At 63.8% G+C, this 14,761-nt stretch carries 12 protein-coding genes; 1 reads left to right on the top strand and 11 read right to left on the bottom strand.

Annotated elements, in window-relative coordinates:
* The first annotated feature begins 66 nt into the window (after positions 1-66).
* Entirely contained in the window at positions 67-861 is a 795-nt protein-coding gene (locus AC56LH_RS13325) for a Crp/Fnr family transcriptional regulator (RefSeq protein ID WP_499582047.1), read from the top strand.
* 68 nt (positions 862-929) lie between these two features.
* Here the strand turns inward: AC56LH_RS13325 and AC56LH_RS13330 are convergent, their stop codons facing one another.
* From AC56LH_RS13330 to AC56LH_RS13380, 11 genes are all read right to left on the bottom strand, one after another.
* Positions 930-1,691 (bottom strand): hypothetical protein, encoded by a 762-nt coding sequence (locus AC56LH_RS13330; protein WP_499646730.1) that lies wholly within the window; start codon positions 1,689-1,691, stop codon positions 930-932.
* An 83-nt stretch (positions 1,692-1,774) separates the two neighbouring features.
* On the bottom strand, positions 1,775-2,425 hold the full coding sequence (pdeM, locus tag AC56LH_RS13335) for a ligase-associated DNA damage response endonuclease PdeM (protein WP_499646732.1): 651 nt from the start codon (positions 2,423-2,425) through the stop codon (positions 1,775-1,777).
* Entirely contained in the window at positions 2,422-4,881 is a 2,460-nt protein-coding gene (locus AC56LH_RS13340) for a ligase-associated DNA damage response DEXH box helicase (RefSeq protein ID WP_499646734.1), read from the bottom strand. Before AC56LH_RS13340 ends, pdeM begins: the two co-directional genes overlap by 4 nt.
* Entirely contained in the window at positions 4,878-6,512 is a 1,635-nt protein-coding gene (locus AC56LH_RS13345) for an ATP-dependent DNA ligase (protein ID WP_499646736.1), read from the bottom strand. The genes AC56LH_RS13340 and AC56LH_RS13345 overlap by 4 nt, the downstream gene beginning before the upstream one ends.
* Positions 6,505-7,599: a ligase-associated DNA damage response exonuclease gene (locus AC56LH_RS13350; RefSeq protein WP_499646738.1), complete on the bottom strand. Its 1,095-nt coding sequence runs from the start codon at positions 7,597-7,599 to the stop codon at positions 6,505-6,507. Before AC56LH_RS13350 ends, AC56LH_RS13345 begins: the two co-directional genes overlap by 8 nt.
* Before the next feature lie 8 nt (positions 7,600-7,607).
* Positions 7,608-9,314, bottom strand: a complete 1,707-nt coding sequence (locus AC56LH_RS13355; RefSeq protein WP_499646740.1) for a RecQ family ATP-dependent DNA helicase — start codon at positions 9,312-9,314, stop codon at positions 7,608-7,610.
* A gap of 460 nt (positions 9,315-9,774) precedes the next feature.
* Entirely contained in the window at positions 9,775-11,349 is a 1,575-nt protein-coding gene (gene ahpF, locus AC56LH_RS13360) for an alkyl hydroperoxide reductase subunit F (RefSeq protein WP_499646742.1), read from the bottom strand.
* 100 nt (positions 11,350-11,449) lie between these two features.
* A complete protein-coding gene (gene ahpC / locus AC56LH_RS13365; protein WP_258835175.1) occupies positions 11,450-12,013 on the bottom strand; it encodes an alkyl hydroperoxide reductase subunit C in 564 nt (187 codons plus the stop codon).
* Positions 12,014-12,159: 146 nt separating this feature from the next.
* Positions 12,160-13,362 carry a hybrid sensor histidine kinase/response regulator gene (locus AC56LH_RS13370; RefSeq protein WP_499646744.1) on the bottom strand — a complete coding sequence of 401 codons (1,203 nt, stop codon included), beginning with the start codon at positions 13,360-13,362 and terminating at the stop codon, positions 12,160-12,162.
* On the bottom strand, positions 13,359-13,964 hold the full coding sequence (locus tag AC56LH_RS13375; protein ID WP_499646746.1) for a chemotaxis protein CheB: 606 nt from the start codon (positions 13,962-13,964) through the stop codon (positions 13,359-13,361). The genes AC56LH_RS13370 and AC56LH_RS13375 overlap by 4 nt, the downstream gene beginning before the upstream one ends.
* Positions 13,961-14,752: a CheR family methyltransferase gene (locus AC56LH_RS13380; protein WP_499648474.1), complete on the bottom strand. Its 792-nt coding sequence runs from the start codon at positions 14,750-14,752 to the stop codon at positions 13,961-13,963. The genes AC56LH_RS13375 and AC56LH_RS13380 overlap by 4 nt, the downstream gene beginning before the upstream one ends.
* Positions 14,753-14,761: the final 9 nt, after the last annotated feature.

A 14,761-nucleotide genomic window follows, 5' to 3' on the forward strand; every position in this document is an offset into this window, starting at 1 on the left:
AAGAGCATGCAGTCTCAGCCACCGTCAGAACAACGCAACGCCACCCAGCCGACCCTGCATTCCCCGATGGAGGCCGGTCGCCAGCGCCAGGGACGACTCTGGTCCAATCTCAAGGAAGTCTGCGACCTGCTGCGCATCCAGGCCAGTGTCTCGGTAAGCTCCGAAGAATTGTTGTTCCAGCACGTCCAGTTCAAGACCGGCCAGCGCGTCCACACGATCGGGCAGGCCTTCGACACCCTGTACATCGTCAACTCGGGCTTTCTCAAGACCGTGCTGATCGACGAGTTCGGCAACGAGCAGGTGCTGAGCTTTCCGATGAAGGGCGACATGCTGGGCGTCGATGGCATCCACACACGCCACTATGCGTCCGAGGCGGTGGCCCTGTCCGACTGCGATCTGATCCTGCTGCCGTTCAAGAAACTGACCGCGCTGGGCCGCGTGCACAACGAGCTCGAGAACATGATGTACGGCGTGATGAGCCGCGAGCTGGTGCGTGAACAGACGATGATCGGCATGCTCGGCGCCCTGTCGGCCGAGGCGCGGGTGGCACGCTTTCTCGTCTCGCTGGCCGACCGCTTCGCCGCGATGGGCTATTCCAGCAAGCTGTTCAACCTGCGCATGACCCGCCACGAGATCGGCAGCTACCTGGGCCTCACGCTGGAAACCGTCAGCCGTACGCTGTCGGCCTTCAACGAGATCGGCATGATCACCGTCGACCAGCGCACGATCGGCATCAAGGACGCCGAATCGCTCAAGACGCTGCGCCGCCTGCCGCCGTCGCGTGCACGCATCAAGGCCAGCGCCAAGCAGAAGGCCGAGCTCGATCAATCGGGCGACGATCAGGTGCTGGCCACGGCCTGACCCGGGCTCGTGGTACGACCAACGCCCGCCAGTATGGCGGGCGTTGTCATTGGTACGTACTGCCTGGATTACTCTTGCTTGTCGAGCGTCAGCACGCCATCGCTGACGCGCACGCGGTCGCCGTTGCGGTAGCCTGGATTGTTGGCAAACTCCAGCACCTGCGTGGTGTCGGTTGTATTCATGCGCACCGTCACGCGGAAGTACTGGCGCGCGGTGGCGTCGCTGGCCAATGGCCGTGGATTGGGCAAGGCGCCCTGCACGGTTTCCACTTTCTCGATAATGCCGCAGCTGGTGCAGTAACGGGCCACGCGCGGGCGTTCGGTCGTACGCGGGGCTGGCGGTGGCGCCGCGCCGGGCGCGGCGGCGGCGATGCGGGCGTCCTTCGTGGCCAGCTGGCGCGTGTCGTCCGCGGGCTGCGCCACGTCGCTGCGCACGAGCGACTCGCGCAGCACGCTCGTGGCGACCTCGTTCCCCATGCGCAGCTCGGCCGTCACGCGGCTGTCGGCCTTCAGGCGGTCACGCGTGCCGATCACGTACGAACCCGTGTACTGGCCAGGCTCGACTTCGGTCAGGTGCAGCGAACGGTTCGCGCCATCGAGGTTCAGCGTAACATTGCCGCCCGGCGTGCCGTACAGATCGAACTGCAGGCGCACACCCTGGTCGAGCCGCGCGACTTCCTCGACATTGAAGCCATTGATTGCCGGCGTGGCCGGCGTGACAGTACGGCTTTGCGGCGCAGGCTGCGCCAGAGCAGTACCGCTGGCAGTCAACAGTACCGTGGCGGGCGCCATGGCGGCGGCGATGGTGCACATCATGAGGCGTAGTTTCATCGGTGTTCTCCTGGCATCGGCTGAGTCATGTCCGACCTTATCGCGACCGCGGCGCCGGGTCGGTACGCTGACGTACGAAGCTGCTAGCCGACGCCGTGCACCATATCGCCCGAGGTCACGTAGATCCGGTCGCCCGGCCCCGGCTTGACCGCATGACCACCCGTGAACGCGCCGAACGATGGCAGGAGCAGGCCCTGCGTGCCGACGACAAAGCACGGCAGGCGCAGTGCATCGAAGCGCGTGGCCAGCACGTACACCGGATGCACGTGGCCCGCCAGGCCATAGCCCGCCGCATCGACGCCCGGATGGTGGCAGAACGCAAACGGCCCGATCGCATGTGGCTCATCGACCAGTTCGATCTCCAGCGCCTCGGCCGGATCACCGGCGTGCAGGTCGTGATTGCCGCGCACGAGCGTCAGGGCCAGGTCCGGGTGGCGCCCGCGCCAGGCCAGCATTGCCAGCTGGGTCGAGCTGGCATGGGCCGCCCGCGCATGCAGGAAGTCGCCAAGAAACGCGACGTGGCGCGCATCGTGCTGCGCGACCAGCGCGTCCAGGCCGGCCAGGTTTTCCGATGTTGTCCCGCGCGGCACCGGCACGCCCAGCGAACGAAACGCCGCCGCTTTACCGAAGTGGATGTCGGCGACGATCAGCATGCGCCGGGCGGGCCAGTACACGGCCTTCTCAGGCAGCAGCAGCAGCGTCTCGCCCGCCACCTGGATGGTTGCATGCGTCATGCGGCCGCTTTCTCGAGTTCGCGCACCATGCGCGCGACGCGGTCGCTCAGTTTCTCGGTGCTGACTTTTTCGCGGAAACGCTCGACCATCAGCGCGAAGCCAAACGGCGTGGCGCGCTTGACCTCGCGGTACGCCACGCGACGCGCGTGCAGCTCGAGCAGCGTGTCGCGCAGGCGCGTCAGTTCCAGCTCCTGCTCCATCACTTCGCGCTCGGCCTGCGTCAGCAGCAGATTGCCGGCGTCGTGCTTGCGAAACACCTCGAAGAACAGCGACGACGACGCCTGCAACTGGCGGTTCGATTTCGGCTGACCCGGATACCCCTGGAACACGAGTCCCGCGATGCGCGCCACTTCGCGAAAGCGCTGCTGCGACAGCTGCGTCGCGTTCAGACTGTCGATGACGTCTTCGAGCAGGCGCTCGGTATCGAACAGCGCCACGCCCGCCCCGGTGGACGCGGCGAACATGCCTGTCCAGTCCACCGGCTCGGGCGACATCAGCTCGAAACCATAGTCGTTGATCGCAATCGAGAACGTGATCGGCTGCACGCGCCCGACGCGAAACGCCATCAGCGAGGCCAGGCCCATGTGCACCGAACGCCCGGCAAACGGGTACACGAACAGGTGATACCCTTCGCGGCTCTTCATCGATTCGAGCACCAGCGTGTCGCTGGTGGGCAGCGCCGACCAGCGCTGCTGGATCTCGATCAGCGGCGCCAGCGCCCGCATCTCGGGGCCGTCGAACACGCCCGCATCGGCCAGCCGCAGTTCTTCCAGCGCGGCGTGCGCCAGTTCGTTCGACATCGGCATCTTGGCGCCCTGCCAGCGCGCAATCGCCCCGCGCGTACCGGTGGCGCGCCGCACGAACGCCGTCAGTTCGTGCACGCGCACGAATTCGAGAATGCGCCCGCCGAACAGGAAACGGTCCCCCGGTTTCAGGCGCGAGATGAACGATTCCTCGACGCTGCCGATGCGCCCGCCCGACATGTACTTCACCTGGATCGTCGCATCGGACATGATGGTGCCGATGCTCATCCGGTGCCGGCGGCCGATGGCGGCATCGGGCACGCGGTACACGCCCTCCTCGTCCGGCAGCACACGCCGGTATTCGGGATACACGGTCAGGCTCTGGCCGCCGCGCGCGACAAAGTCGAGCGCCCACTGCCATTCTTCCAGCGTCAGGTGCCGGTACGACCAGGCCTGGCGCACTTCGTCGTACAGTTCTTCGGAGCGAAAGCCCCCGCCCAGTGCGACCGTCACGATATGCTGGACCAGCACGTCGAATGGCTTGTTCGGCACGTAGCGGCCCTCGATGCGGCGCGCCGCCACCGCCTTGCGCGCGCCCGCGGCTTCCAGCAATTCGAGGCTGTTGGTCGGCACCAGCGTCACGCGCGAGACGCGCCCCGGCGCGTGGCCGCTGCGCCCTGCGCGCTGGAGCAGGCGCGCCACGCCCTTGGCGCTGCCGATCTGCAGCACGCGCTCGACCGGCAGAAAGTCCACGCCCAGGTCCAGGCTCGCGGTGCAGATGACGGCCTTGAGGATGCCGCTTTTCAGCCCCAGCTCGACCCACTCGCGCACCTCGCGATCGAGCGAGCCATGGTGCAGCGCGATGACGCCAGCCCAGTCGGGCCGTGCCTCGAGGATGTTCTGGTACCAGATCTCGGACTGCGACCGGGTATTGGTAAACACAAGGGTCGCCTCGTGTTTTTCGATCTCATCAATCACGGGCTGCAGCATCTGCAGGCCCAGGTGCCCGCCCCACGGAAAGCGCGACACGTTCTCGGGAATCAGGGAGTCGACGACGATCTTCTTTCGCGTGTCGCCCTCGACCAGCACGCCCGCATCCGCGCCAAGCAGCACCTGGCGCGCCAGGTCGAGATTACCCATCGTCGCCGAGATGCCCCAGACCAGGAGCTCGGGCCGCCAGCGCCGCAGCCGCGCCAGCGCCAGTTGCACCTGCACGCCGCGCTTGCTGCCCATCAGTTCGTGCCACTCGTCGACGATGATCATGTCCAGGTTGCGGAACTGCTCCAGCGCCGCCGCATTGCTGATCATGAGCGTCAGGCTTTCGGGCGTCGTCACCAGGGTGGCCGGCATGCTGCGCGTCTGGCGCGCCCGCTCGCTGGCTTTCGTATCACCCGTGCGCGCACCGATGCGCCACTCGGGCATCAGCTCGGCGGCGGAGTCTTCCAGCGCGCGCTGCGTGTCGGCCGCCAGCGCCCGCATCGGCGTGATCCACAGAACCCGCAAACCCGCCTTGTTACGGCCCGACGCCAGCCCCGCGCGCTGCAACGCCGCGAACCAGACGGCGAACGTCTTGCCGGCGCCGGTATTCGCATGCAGCAGGCCCGATTCGCCTTTCAGCGCCGCTTTCCAGACATTGCGCTGGAACGGAAACACCGTCCAACCACGACCGGCGAACCATGCGTCGACCCGGTCTTTGACTTCATTGCGACTCATGCCCTTGCCGCCTCCAGCAAACCCTTCAGGGTGTCGAGCGTGTCGGCTTCTTCGACCGGTTTGTCCGTGCGCCGGCGCAGGATGCGGGGGAAGCGCACCGCGATGCCCGCCTTGTGGCGCGGCGAGAGCGCGATGCCCTCGAAGCCGATCTCGAACACCATCGTCGGCTTCACCGACCGCACCGGCCCGAATTTTTCAATGGTCGTGCGCCGGATCACGTTATCGACCTGCCCGATCTCGGCATCGGTCAGGCCCGAATACGCTTTCGCGAACGGCACCAGCTTGCGCTCGTCGCCCTCCCCGTCCCATACGGCGAACGTGTAGTCGGTGTACAGCGACGCGCGCCGCCCGCTGCCCGGCTGCGCATACAGCAGCACTGCATCGATGGCATACGGATCGATTTTCCACTTCCACCAGGTGCCGACATCCTTCGTGCGTCCGACGCCATACTGCGCCGTGCGCGCCTTGAGCATCATGCCCTCGACGCTGCGCGCACGCGAACCGGCGCGCAGCTCGGCCAGCGCTTCCCAGCTGTCGGCCTCGACCACCGGCGACAGCCGCAACTGGCGCTGATCGAGCTTGGCCACTTCGACTTCGAGCAGCGCGCGCCGCTCGTGCTGCGGCAAGCCGCGCAGGTCGACGCCGTCCAGTTCGAGCAGGTCATAACAGCACAGCACGGCCGGCAGTTCGGCCAGCAGTTTGGCGGACAAAGTCTTGCGGCCGATGCGCTTTTGCAGATCGGCGAACGGCGACGGCATCGCCGCATTGGGCTGCCAGATCAGCACTTCGCCATCGAGCACCATGCCGTCCGGCAGGCGCGCCGCAGCCAGTTCAGGGAACCGCTCGGTGATCAGGTCTTCGCCGCGCGACCACAGGAAACTCTGGCCGTCGCGCCGCACGAGTTGCGCGCGGATGCCGTCGTACTTCCATTCGACGATCCAGTCAGACGGCTCGCCCAGGCTCGCCGGTTCGGCCGCCAGTTGATGCGACAGGAAGAATGGATACGGCTGGCCGCCGCGCAGCTTGTGTTCTTCGGCCGACTGCTCGGCGATCAGTTGCAGGAAGCCGGCCGCGGTCGGTTTCACGCGTCCGTCGGTCCAGCCCATCAGGCGCTGCGCAATGAGCTTGCTGTCCACTGCCGCGATCGCCGCCAGCGCGCGCGTGACGAGCAGGCGCGAAACGCCCACGCGGAATCCGCCGCCAATCAGCTTGACCAGCAGGAAGCGTTCGCGCCAATCAAGTTCGTTCCAGTAGCCGAACAGTGCCTCGCGGATGCGGCCCGGATCGGCGCCGCGCAACGGGCCGATGCGCTCTTCCATCCACTCGGCCAGGCCAATGTCGGAGCGTTCGGTCGGCGGTGGCAGGATGTGCGCGATGGTTTCGGCGAAGTCGCCCACGGCCGAGTACGACTCGTCGAACAGCCACTCGTCCAGCACCGCGTACTCGATCGCGTACTGGCGCAGCAGTTTGGTCGGCACTGCCTGGCGCGGCTTGCCGCCGGCCAGGAAGTACACGGCCCATGCGGCGTTCTCGGGCGCGGCGTTGGAAAAATACGCTTGCAGTGCTTCGAGCTTGCGGGTGGTCGACGTGGTTTCGTCGAGGTCGGCGTACAGGCGGGCGAATTCACGCATCGGCCGCTCCTGCCGACTTCTGGGGCACAATCGTTTCCCCGGGCGCCACCGGTTCCTCAGGCGTAGCCGGTTCCTTCGGCGCGCCATCCGATGCAGCCTCGCCTGCCTCTTCATCGCCATACTCGGTTTCAAAACCGGACGCTTCCAGCCCGTTCTGGTTCAGCCAGCGCACGAGCGTCGGAATCGAGCCGTGCGTGACGATCACGCGCTCGGCCTCGGTGGCCTTGATGGCGCTCATCAACCCCGGCCAGTCAGCGTGGTCCGACAGCACGAAGCCGCGGTCCACGCCGCGCCGGCGGCGCGCGCCGCGCAGCAGCATCCAGCCGCTGGCGAAGGCATCGCTGTAGTCGCCGAAGCGCTTCATCCAGGTGGAGCCACTGGCCGATGGCGGCGCGATCACCATCGCGCGCCGCAGCAGCGCCTTCTCGACCTCGGTCACCAGCACGGTCGGTGGAATATCGACACCTTCAGCGCGGTAAGCGCGGTTGAGCGGCTCGACCGAACCGTGGCAGACGATCGTGCCGATGCTCGCGTCCAGCCCCGCCAGGATGCGCTGCGCCTTGCCGAACGAGTACGCAAACACGACGCTGCAACGGCCCTCGTCGGCATTCTTGCGCCACCAGGCGTTGATCTCGGCCATCAGCTCGGCCTCGGGTTGCCAGCGGTAGATCGGCAGCCCGAAGGTCGATTCGGTAATGAACGTGTCGCAGCGCACCGGCTCGAATGGCGCGCAGGTTTTATCGGGCTCGACCTTGTAGTCGCCCGACGCAACCCAGACTTCCCCGCCAACTTCCATGCGCACCTGCGCAGAGCCCAGCACGTGGCCGGCCGGATGCAGCGAGATCTTCACGCCGTTGTGGGTGACCGACTGGCCGTAGTCCATCGCGTCAACCGTGATGTCTCCCAGGCGCGACTTGAGAACACCAATGCCGGGCGCGGCAGCCAGATAGTGGCCGTGGCCGACGCGCGCATGGTCGCCATGCGCGTGCGTGATCACGGCGCGCGGCACCGGGCGCCATGGATCGATATAGAAATCACCCGGTACGCAGTACAGGCCCTCCTTGCGGACAACGACCATGTCTCCCATGGCCATCCTTACGCCGGGGTGAGGAAGTCGACCATGAAGGTCCGGCTTTCTCCATCGGCAAAATCAAGCGTGATCTGGTCGCCGGCGACGGCAGTCACGACACCTTCGCCGTACTTGGCCGAACAAGCGTGCGCGCCGATGATGAACTTCGGCACCGGTGCTGCGGCTGCCGGCTCATGGTCGAACTCGTCGTCACGGATCTCGATGCCTTCGGTCAGCGACAGCTCGGGTGGATTGAGGCAGTTGTCGCACTTGCAGCAGTTCTGGAAGCCTGCCACTTTGTCGTCGAAATAGTCGAGGATCAGCTTCCAGCGGCAATAGCCGCTGACCGCGTAACCCACCATCTGTTCGAGCGCGTGCTTGTCGTGCTCCTGTTTCTGGATGTAGATTGCGGCCAGCTTGTCGAAGATACCGGGCTTCGGCTCGGCGCTGGCGGCAGTGTATTCGAGCTTGCGGTTCTGGCGAATGAGCTTGGCATCCTTGAGCAGCTTGATGCAGACCTTGATGCTCGATTCGGCCAGATCTTCCAGTGCTTCTTCGAGGCGCGCCGGGGTCACGGGACCGGAGTCGCCCAGCCCGCGCACGGTGCAATGCACCAGTTGCAGCTCTTGCGCACACGGGTAGTGCTTCATCAGGAAGAACTGCTGCAGGCGCTTGTCGTCGCGCAGGTACAGCAGCGTGCAGGTAGCGTCCAGTCCGTCGCGCCCGGCGCGGCCCGATTCCTGGTAATACGATTCGAGGTTCGGCGGAATCTGCAGGTGGATCACGAAGCGCGTATCGCACTTGTCGATCCCCATGCCGAACGCATTGGTGGCGACCATCACGCGGCGCTCGCCGTCCATGAACAGGTCCTGGTTCTGCTTGCGTTCTGCGGCGGGCAGTTTACCGTGGTAGATGGTGACCGATTCACCCGCTTCTTCGAGCACGGCCAGCATGTCTTCGGCTGCCTTGACGGTGGCAGCGTAGACGATGCCGACGCCTTCGGAGGCCTGCACCAGGCGTAGCGCGGCCTGGTATTTCTCGGCCACGCTCGTCACCTGCTGCACCGCGTAATGCAGGTTCGGGCGGTACACGCCGGTATTGATGACATTGAGCTTGCGGCCCAGCTGCTTGTTGATGTCGGCAATGACTTCATCGGTCGCGGTGGCCGTCAGTGCAAGCACCGGCGGACGGCCGATCGCTTCGATGGCTCCACCCAGACCAATATAGGCCGGGCGGAAGTCATGCCCCCACTGCGAAATGCAGTGCGCCTCGTCGATGACGACGATGTCGAGCTTGACCTTTTGCAGCGTTGCGATGAACTCGGGCGAGACCATGCGTTCGGGCGTGCAGAACACGATCTCGCAGGTTTCCTGTTCGATCGCCGCGATCGCCGCATGTTCTTCTTCAGCATTCAGACAGCTGTTGACCTGCACCGCGCGCACGCCCAGTTCCTCGAGTTTCTCGAGCTGGTCTTTCATCAGGGAGATCAGCGGCGAGACGACCACCGTGATCCCTTCGAGCATCTTGGCCGGTATCTGGTAGCACAGCGATTTGCCGCCACCCGTGGGCATGATGGCCAGCGTGTCCTTGCCGTCAAGGACGCTGTCGATCACGCGTTGCTGGCCGTCACGCAGCCTGGCGATGCCGAAAACACCGTCGAGAAGGCGCTTGATGGAGTGGCGACGCACGGCCATGAGGCCGCGGTGCATGAGGGTGGGGTCGTGTCGTGTCATGGTGATATCGACTGTAGGTTGACCGCCCCGACTCGACTATAGGACGCCACCTACTTCGGGCGTAGGAGCGTCACCTTCCAAAAATATTGTCGATTAGATCTCAATTGTGCGACATAAATTCGCAGGAAGGTTTAGTCCTACAGCACGACGGAGTATTTACCGATGCCCAGGGCGCAATTGGCGACTTAAGATGTAATCCACATTCACGTACTGCCACCACCCAGGAGATTCACCATGCGCCGCCACCCAATGACCTGGACTGCCGTCCATCTGGCCCTTGCCAGCGCTGCCACCTGGTTCTTGCTGGAGTCGGGCGCCCTCGCCTCGACGGTACTGTTCTCTCTGCACTAAATAAAAAAACGCCATCTTCCACTGGGAAGACGGCGTTCATTCTCATTGCGAGCAAGCCTGTCGGCTCGCTCCAACTTCTTCGGCAGCGGGCCTCTCGGCCCGCGCCTCATCATGCAGCTTTCTGCTCTTCCTCTTCCACTTCCACCGGCTGGCGGATCAGGTAGTCAAAAGCTGCCAGCGATGCTTTCGCACCCTCACCCACTGCAATCACGATCTGCTTGAACGGCACCGTCGTCACGTCGCCAGCGGCAAACACGCCTGGCATCGAGGTGTGGCCACGGGCATCGACTTCGATTTCGCCGTGCGCCGACAGATCGATCGAACCCTTCAGGAATTCCGAGTTCGGAATCAGGCCGATCTGCACGAACACGCCTTCCAGATCGATGCGGTGGATGGCGCCGGTGTTGCGATCCTTGTAGCTCAGGCCGTTGACGATCTTGCCATCACCGTGGATCTCGGTGGTCTGCGCCGACTTGATCACCTTCACGTTCGGCAGCGAGGTCAGCTTGCGCTGCAGGACCGCATCGGCGCGCAGCTCGTTGCCGAATTCGATCAGCGTGACTTCCTTGACGAGGCCGGCCAGGTCGATCGCCGCTTCCACGCCCGAGTTACCGCCGCCGATCACCGACACGCGCTTGCCCTTGAACAGCGGACCGTCGCAGTGCGGGCAGTACGCCACACCGTGGTTCTTGTACTCTTTTTCGCCCGGCACATTGATCTCGCGCCAGCGGGCGCCCGTGGCAATGATCACCGACTTCGATTTCAGGACCGCACCGCTCTCGGTGTGCACTTCGATCAGGCTGCCGCCCACTACCTTGCTGGCGCGCTGCGTGTTCATGATGTCGACGTCGTAATCCTTGACGTGCTCTTCCAGCGCGACGGCGAATTTCGGGCCATCGGTTGCCTTGAGCGACACATAGTTCTCGATCGCCAGCGTATCGAGCACCTGGCCGCCGAAACGGTCGGCCAGCACGCCGGTACGGATACCCTTGCGGGCGGCGTAGATTGCCGCAGCCGCGCCGGCAGGGCCACCGCCAACGATCAGCACATCAAAGGCTTCTTTCTCGCTCAGTGCAGCCGCTTTTTTCGCGCCGCCGCTCACGTCGATCTTCGACAGGATCTCTTCGACGCTGGTGCGGCCCTGGCCGAAATGCTGGCCATTGAGGAACATCATCGGCACGGCAAGGATCTGCTTGCTCTCGACTTCCTGCTTGAAGACACCGCCATCGATCGTCACGACCTTGATGCGCGGGTTAATCACCGACATCGTGTTCAGTGCCTGCACGACTTCCGGGCAGTTGTGGCACGACAGCGAGATGTAGGTTTCAAAGACATAGTCACCATCCAGGGCAGCGATCTGGTCGATGACCGCTTGCTCCAGCTTGATGGTGTGGCCGCCCACGTGCAGCAATGCCAGCACGAGGGAGGTAAATTCATGGCCCAGCGGGATACCGGCGAAACGCACGCCGACATCGGTGCCGACGCGGTTGATCGCGAACGACGGGGTGCGCTCATTGGCTTCCTGGCGCACGGTGATCTTGTTGCTCAGCTCTGCGATTTCACGCAGCAGCTCGTCCATTTCGCGCGCTTTCGGCGAATCGTCCAAGGATGCAACCAGCTCGATCGGCTGCACCACTTTTTCCAGATAGGCTTGCAACTGTTTCTTGAGGGTCGCGTCAAGCATGATGGTTTCCTTAAACTCTTTGAATCAATAAATGGAGGGCGATAAAAGCACCGGGCCGCCGCAGCGGCCCGGTCAGGGGGCTACCAGACTACCGCGTTACTTAGATCTTGCCGACCAGGTCCAGCGATGGGGTCAGGGTCTCAGCGCCTTCGGTCCACTTGGCTGGGCAGACTTCGCCTGGGTGAGCGGCGACGTACTGGGCAGCTTTGACTTTGCGCATCAGTTCCGATGCATCGCGGCCGATGCCGTTGTCATGCACTTCCATGACCTTGATCTGACCTTCTGGATTGATCACGAAGGTACCGCGCAGTGCCATGCCTTCTTCTTCGATCATGACTTCAAAGTTGCGCGACAGGGTGCCGGTCGGGTCGCCGATCAGCGGGTAGTTCACTTTCTTGATCGCGTCCGAGGTGTCGTGCCATGCCTTGTGAGCGAAGTGGCTGTCGGTCGAGACGCCGTACACGTTCACGCCCAGCTTTTCAAATTCAGGCTGGAACGAGGCCAGATCTTCCAGTTCGGTTGGGCAGACGAAGGTGAAGTCGGCCGGGTAGAACATCACCACCGACCAGGTGCCCTTGAAGTTTTCTTCGGTCAGGTCGATGAATTTGCCATTCGCGTAGGCGGTGGCTTTGAACGGTTTGATCTGGGTATTGATAAGGGACATGTATTCTCCTGTTTGTGGTGGATGAAACGTATGACAAGCAGTGTACCGCTCAGCTCGTCTTTTGGGAAATTGATTGATTGGATACTGTTGATTGATTTTGACTATCAAGCAGACGACGGCATGCCGGCTTGACCGCGACTATGCCGTCAAGCACAGACCGGAACGGCCGCGCACGGCAGCATCAGGCTGAAGGTCGAGCCTTCACCTGGATTGCTCGTCACGCGCAACTCACCGCTGTGCGAAATCGCCAGCTGGCGCGAAATGTACAGGCCCAGCCCCAGCCCCTTCGGTTCGCCATTGCGGGCGCCGCGCTCGAAGGGCTCGAAGATGCGTTCCAGGTCGCCTGGCGCGATGCCCTTGCCGCCGTCGCGCACGTCGATGCGCACGCACTCCCCCATCTGCTCGACACTCACCTGCACCGGCTGGCCACCGCCATAGCGCAGCGCATTGGTGAGCAGGTTGACGATCACCTGCTCGACGCGGAACTCGTCCCAGCACCCACTGACGGGATCGTGCGGCTGCAAGGTCAGCGAACTGCCTGTCGTGGCCGCCTGCAGCGACAGGTCGCTGACGATCCGTTCCAGTAAACTCATCAATTCAACCTGCGTCGGGCGGATCGAGAGCTTGCCGCTGCGCATGCGCGAAACGTCCAGCATGTCGTCGATCAGGCGGATCATCGACTTGATCTGGCGCTCGTCGCGCTGGACCATCGCTTCCATCTGCTGCGGGGCGAACGCGGCCGCATTGCCGCGCTTGATCTGCAGGCTGCGCATCTGGGTCTCGAGGAACAGCGTATTGAGCGGCGTGCGCAGCTCATGGGCAACGAGCGACATGAATTCGTCGCGCATCTTGAGCGAGCGCTGCAGCTCCTGCTGGGTTTGGTTCAGCTCGCGCAGCAGCGTCTCCTGCTCTTGCCGGCTGCGCTCGAGTGCCAGCATCTGGCGCCGCGTTTCACGGCGCTGCTGGTCGAGCGCGACGAACACGGCGACCTTGCTGCGCACTGCGCCCGGATCGATCGGCTTGTACAGAAAGTCGACAGCGCCGTTCTCATAGCCCTTAAAGGCGTAGTCGAGCTCGCGCCCGGCCGCCGAAACGAAGACGATCGGAATATGGCGCGTGCGCGACGTCGAGCGCATCACTTCGGCCAGTTCGAAGCCGTTCATGCCCGGCATCTGCACATCGAGGATGGCGAGCGCAAATTCGTGCTCGAGCAGCAAGGCCAGCGCAGCATCACCGGAATTGGCCTGGTGAATCACGCGCTGGTCGTGACGCAGCAGCGCCTCGAGGGCCTGCAGGTTCTCGGGCAAGTCATCGACAATCAGGATTTTGCTTAGTTCATGGGCGCTCATGGGGTCTCCAACAGGGGCAGCGCGGCGCGGATCGCAGCCAGCGGCAGCACCAGGTGTGGTGCGCAACGCCGGATGGCTTCTCTCGGCATCGTACTGGCGTGCGCTTCTTCAGGATCCTGGACAATGGTCAGCCCGCCGTGTTCACGGATACTGCACATCCCTTCGGCGCCATCAAAGTTGGCGCCGGTCAATAGTATACCTGTCATTGCCGGTCCATACACGCTGGCGGTCGATTCCATCAGGACATCAATCGACGGCCGGGCGTACTGGACAGGCGCTTCGCAACTGAGCGAAAAGCTGCGGTCCTGCTCGATCGACAGATGGTACCCCGAGCCGGCAAAATACACGACGCCCGGCTCGATCGGCGCCTTGTCGCGTGCTTCGCGCACCGGGAGCATCACGCGCGCATCGAACAGTTCGGCCAGCCGGCTCTCGCGGTCGCCCGGCACATGCAGGATGCACACCACGGCCGGCGTATAGCCCGGCTGCAGCGACGGCAGCAAGCTCAGCAGCGCATCGACGCCGCCGGCCGAGCCGCCAATCAACACCAGCTCGATGCGCCGCTTGCCCAGTGCCGCCGCCACTTGCTCGTTCAGGCTCATGGCACGGCCTTGCGATACACCCGCTCCCGCCGCGCCAGCGGCTCGAAGCGTCCGGAATAGCTGGAAAAGTCGATGCTTTCCTTGCTGCCCAGGCCCAGAAAGCCCCGGTAACACAGCGATTCATGGAACAGCCCGAATACGCGGTCCTGCAGCGTGCGGTTAAAGTAGATCAGCACATTGCGGCAACTGACAAAGTGCGTTTCCGAGAACACGGTATCGGTCGACAGGCTGTGATCGGCAAAGGTCACGTTCTCGATCAGGCTACGCTCGAACAGCGCGCCACCGTAGGCCGCCGTGTAATAGTCCGAAAACGCGGCCTTGCCGCCCGATTTCTGGTAATTCTCGGTGTACAGGCGCATGCGGTCGATCGGGTACACGCCGCGCCGCGCCGTCTCGAGCGACTTCGGATTGATGTCGGTCGCGTAGATGATGCTACGTTCGAGCAGCCCTTCTTCTTTCAGCAGGATCGCCAGCGAATAGACTTCTTCGCCCGTGCTGCAGCCGGCCACCCAGATCTTGAGCGACGGATAGGTCTTGAGGAACGGCGCCACCTGCTCGCGCACCGCCCTGAAGTAGTCCGGATCGCGGAACATCTCGGTGACGGGAATCGTCAGGTATTGCAGCAGCTGGGCAAAGCCATTCGGATCGTGCAGCACGCGCGACTGCAGTTCCGAAACGGTGGTGCACCCCATCTCGCGCATGGCCACCAGCACGCGGCGCTTTTGCGACGCGCCGGTGTAGTTGCGGAAGTCATAGTTGTATTTCAGGTAGACGGCTTCGACGAGCATCCGCAGCTC

It is taken from the genome of Telluria sp. LT1R51-2, assembly GCF_059685775.1.

Excerpts from the sequence above, each read along its gene's own strand:
- AC56LH_RS13325 (WP_499582047.1), top strand. The coding sequence starts at position 67 with ATGGAGGCCGGTCGCCAGCGCCAGGGACGACTCTGGTCCAATCTCAAG.
- AC56LH_RS13330 (WP_499646730.1), bottom strand. The coding sequence starts at position 1,691 with ATGAAACTACGCCTCATGATGTGCACCATCGCCGCCGCCATGGCGCCC.
- pdeM (WP_499646732.1), bottom strand. The coding sequence starts at position 2,425 with ATGACGCATGCAACCATCCAGGTGGCGGGCGAGACGCTGCTGCTGCTG.
- AC56LH_RS13340 (WP_499646734.1), bottom strand. The coding sequence starts at position 4,881 with ATGAGTCGCAATGAAGTCAAAGACCGGGTCGACGCATGGTTCGCCGGT.
- AC56LH_RS13345 (WP_499646736.1), bottom strand. The coding sequence starts at position 6,512 with ATGCGTGAATTCGCCCGCCTGTACGCCGACCTCGACGAAACCACGTCG.
- AC56LH_RS13350 (WP_499646738.1), bottom strand. The coding sequence starts at position 7,599 with ATGGGAGACATGGTCGTTGTCCGCAAGGAGGGCCTGTACTGCGTACCG.
- AC56LH_RS13355 (WP_499646740.1), bottom strand. The coding sequence starts at position 9,314 with ATGACACGACACGACCCCACCCTCATGCACCGCGGCCTCATGGCCGTG.
- ahpF (WP_499646742.1), bottom strand. The coding sequence starts at position 11,349 with ATGCTTGACGCGACCCTCAAGAAACAGTTGCAAGCCTATCTGGAAAAA.
- ahpC (WP_258835175.1), bottom strand. The coding sequence starts at position 12,013 with ATGTCCCTTATCAATACCCAGATCAAACCGTTCAAAGCCACCGCCTAC.
- AC56LH_RS13370 (WP_499646744.1), bottom strand. The coding sequence starts at position 13,362 with ATGAGCGCCCATGAACTAAGCAAAATCCTGATTGTCGATGACTTGCCC.
- AC56LH_RS13375 (WP_499646746.1), bottom strand. The coding sequence starts at position 13,964 with ATGAGCCTGAACGAGCAAGTGGCGGCGGCACTGGGCAAGCGGCGCATC.
- AC56LH_RS13380 (WP_499648474.1), bottom strand. The coding sequence starts at position 14,752 with ATGCTCGTCGAAGCCGTCTACCTGAAATACAACTATGACTTCCGCAAC.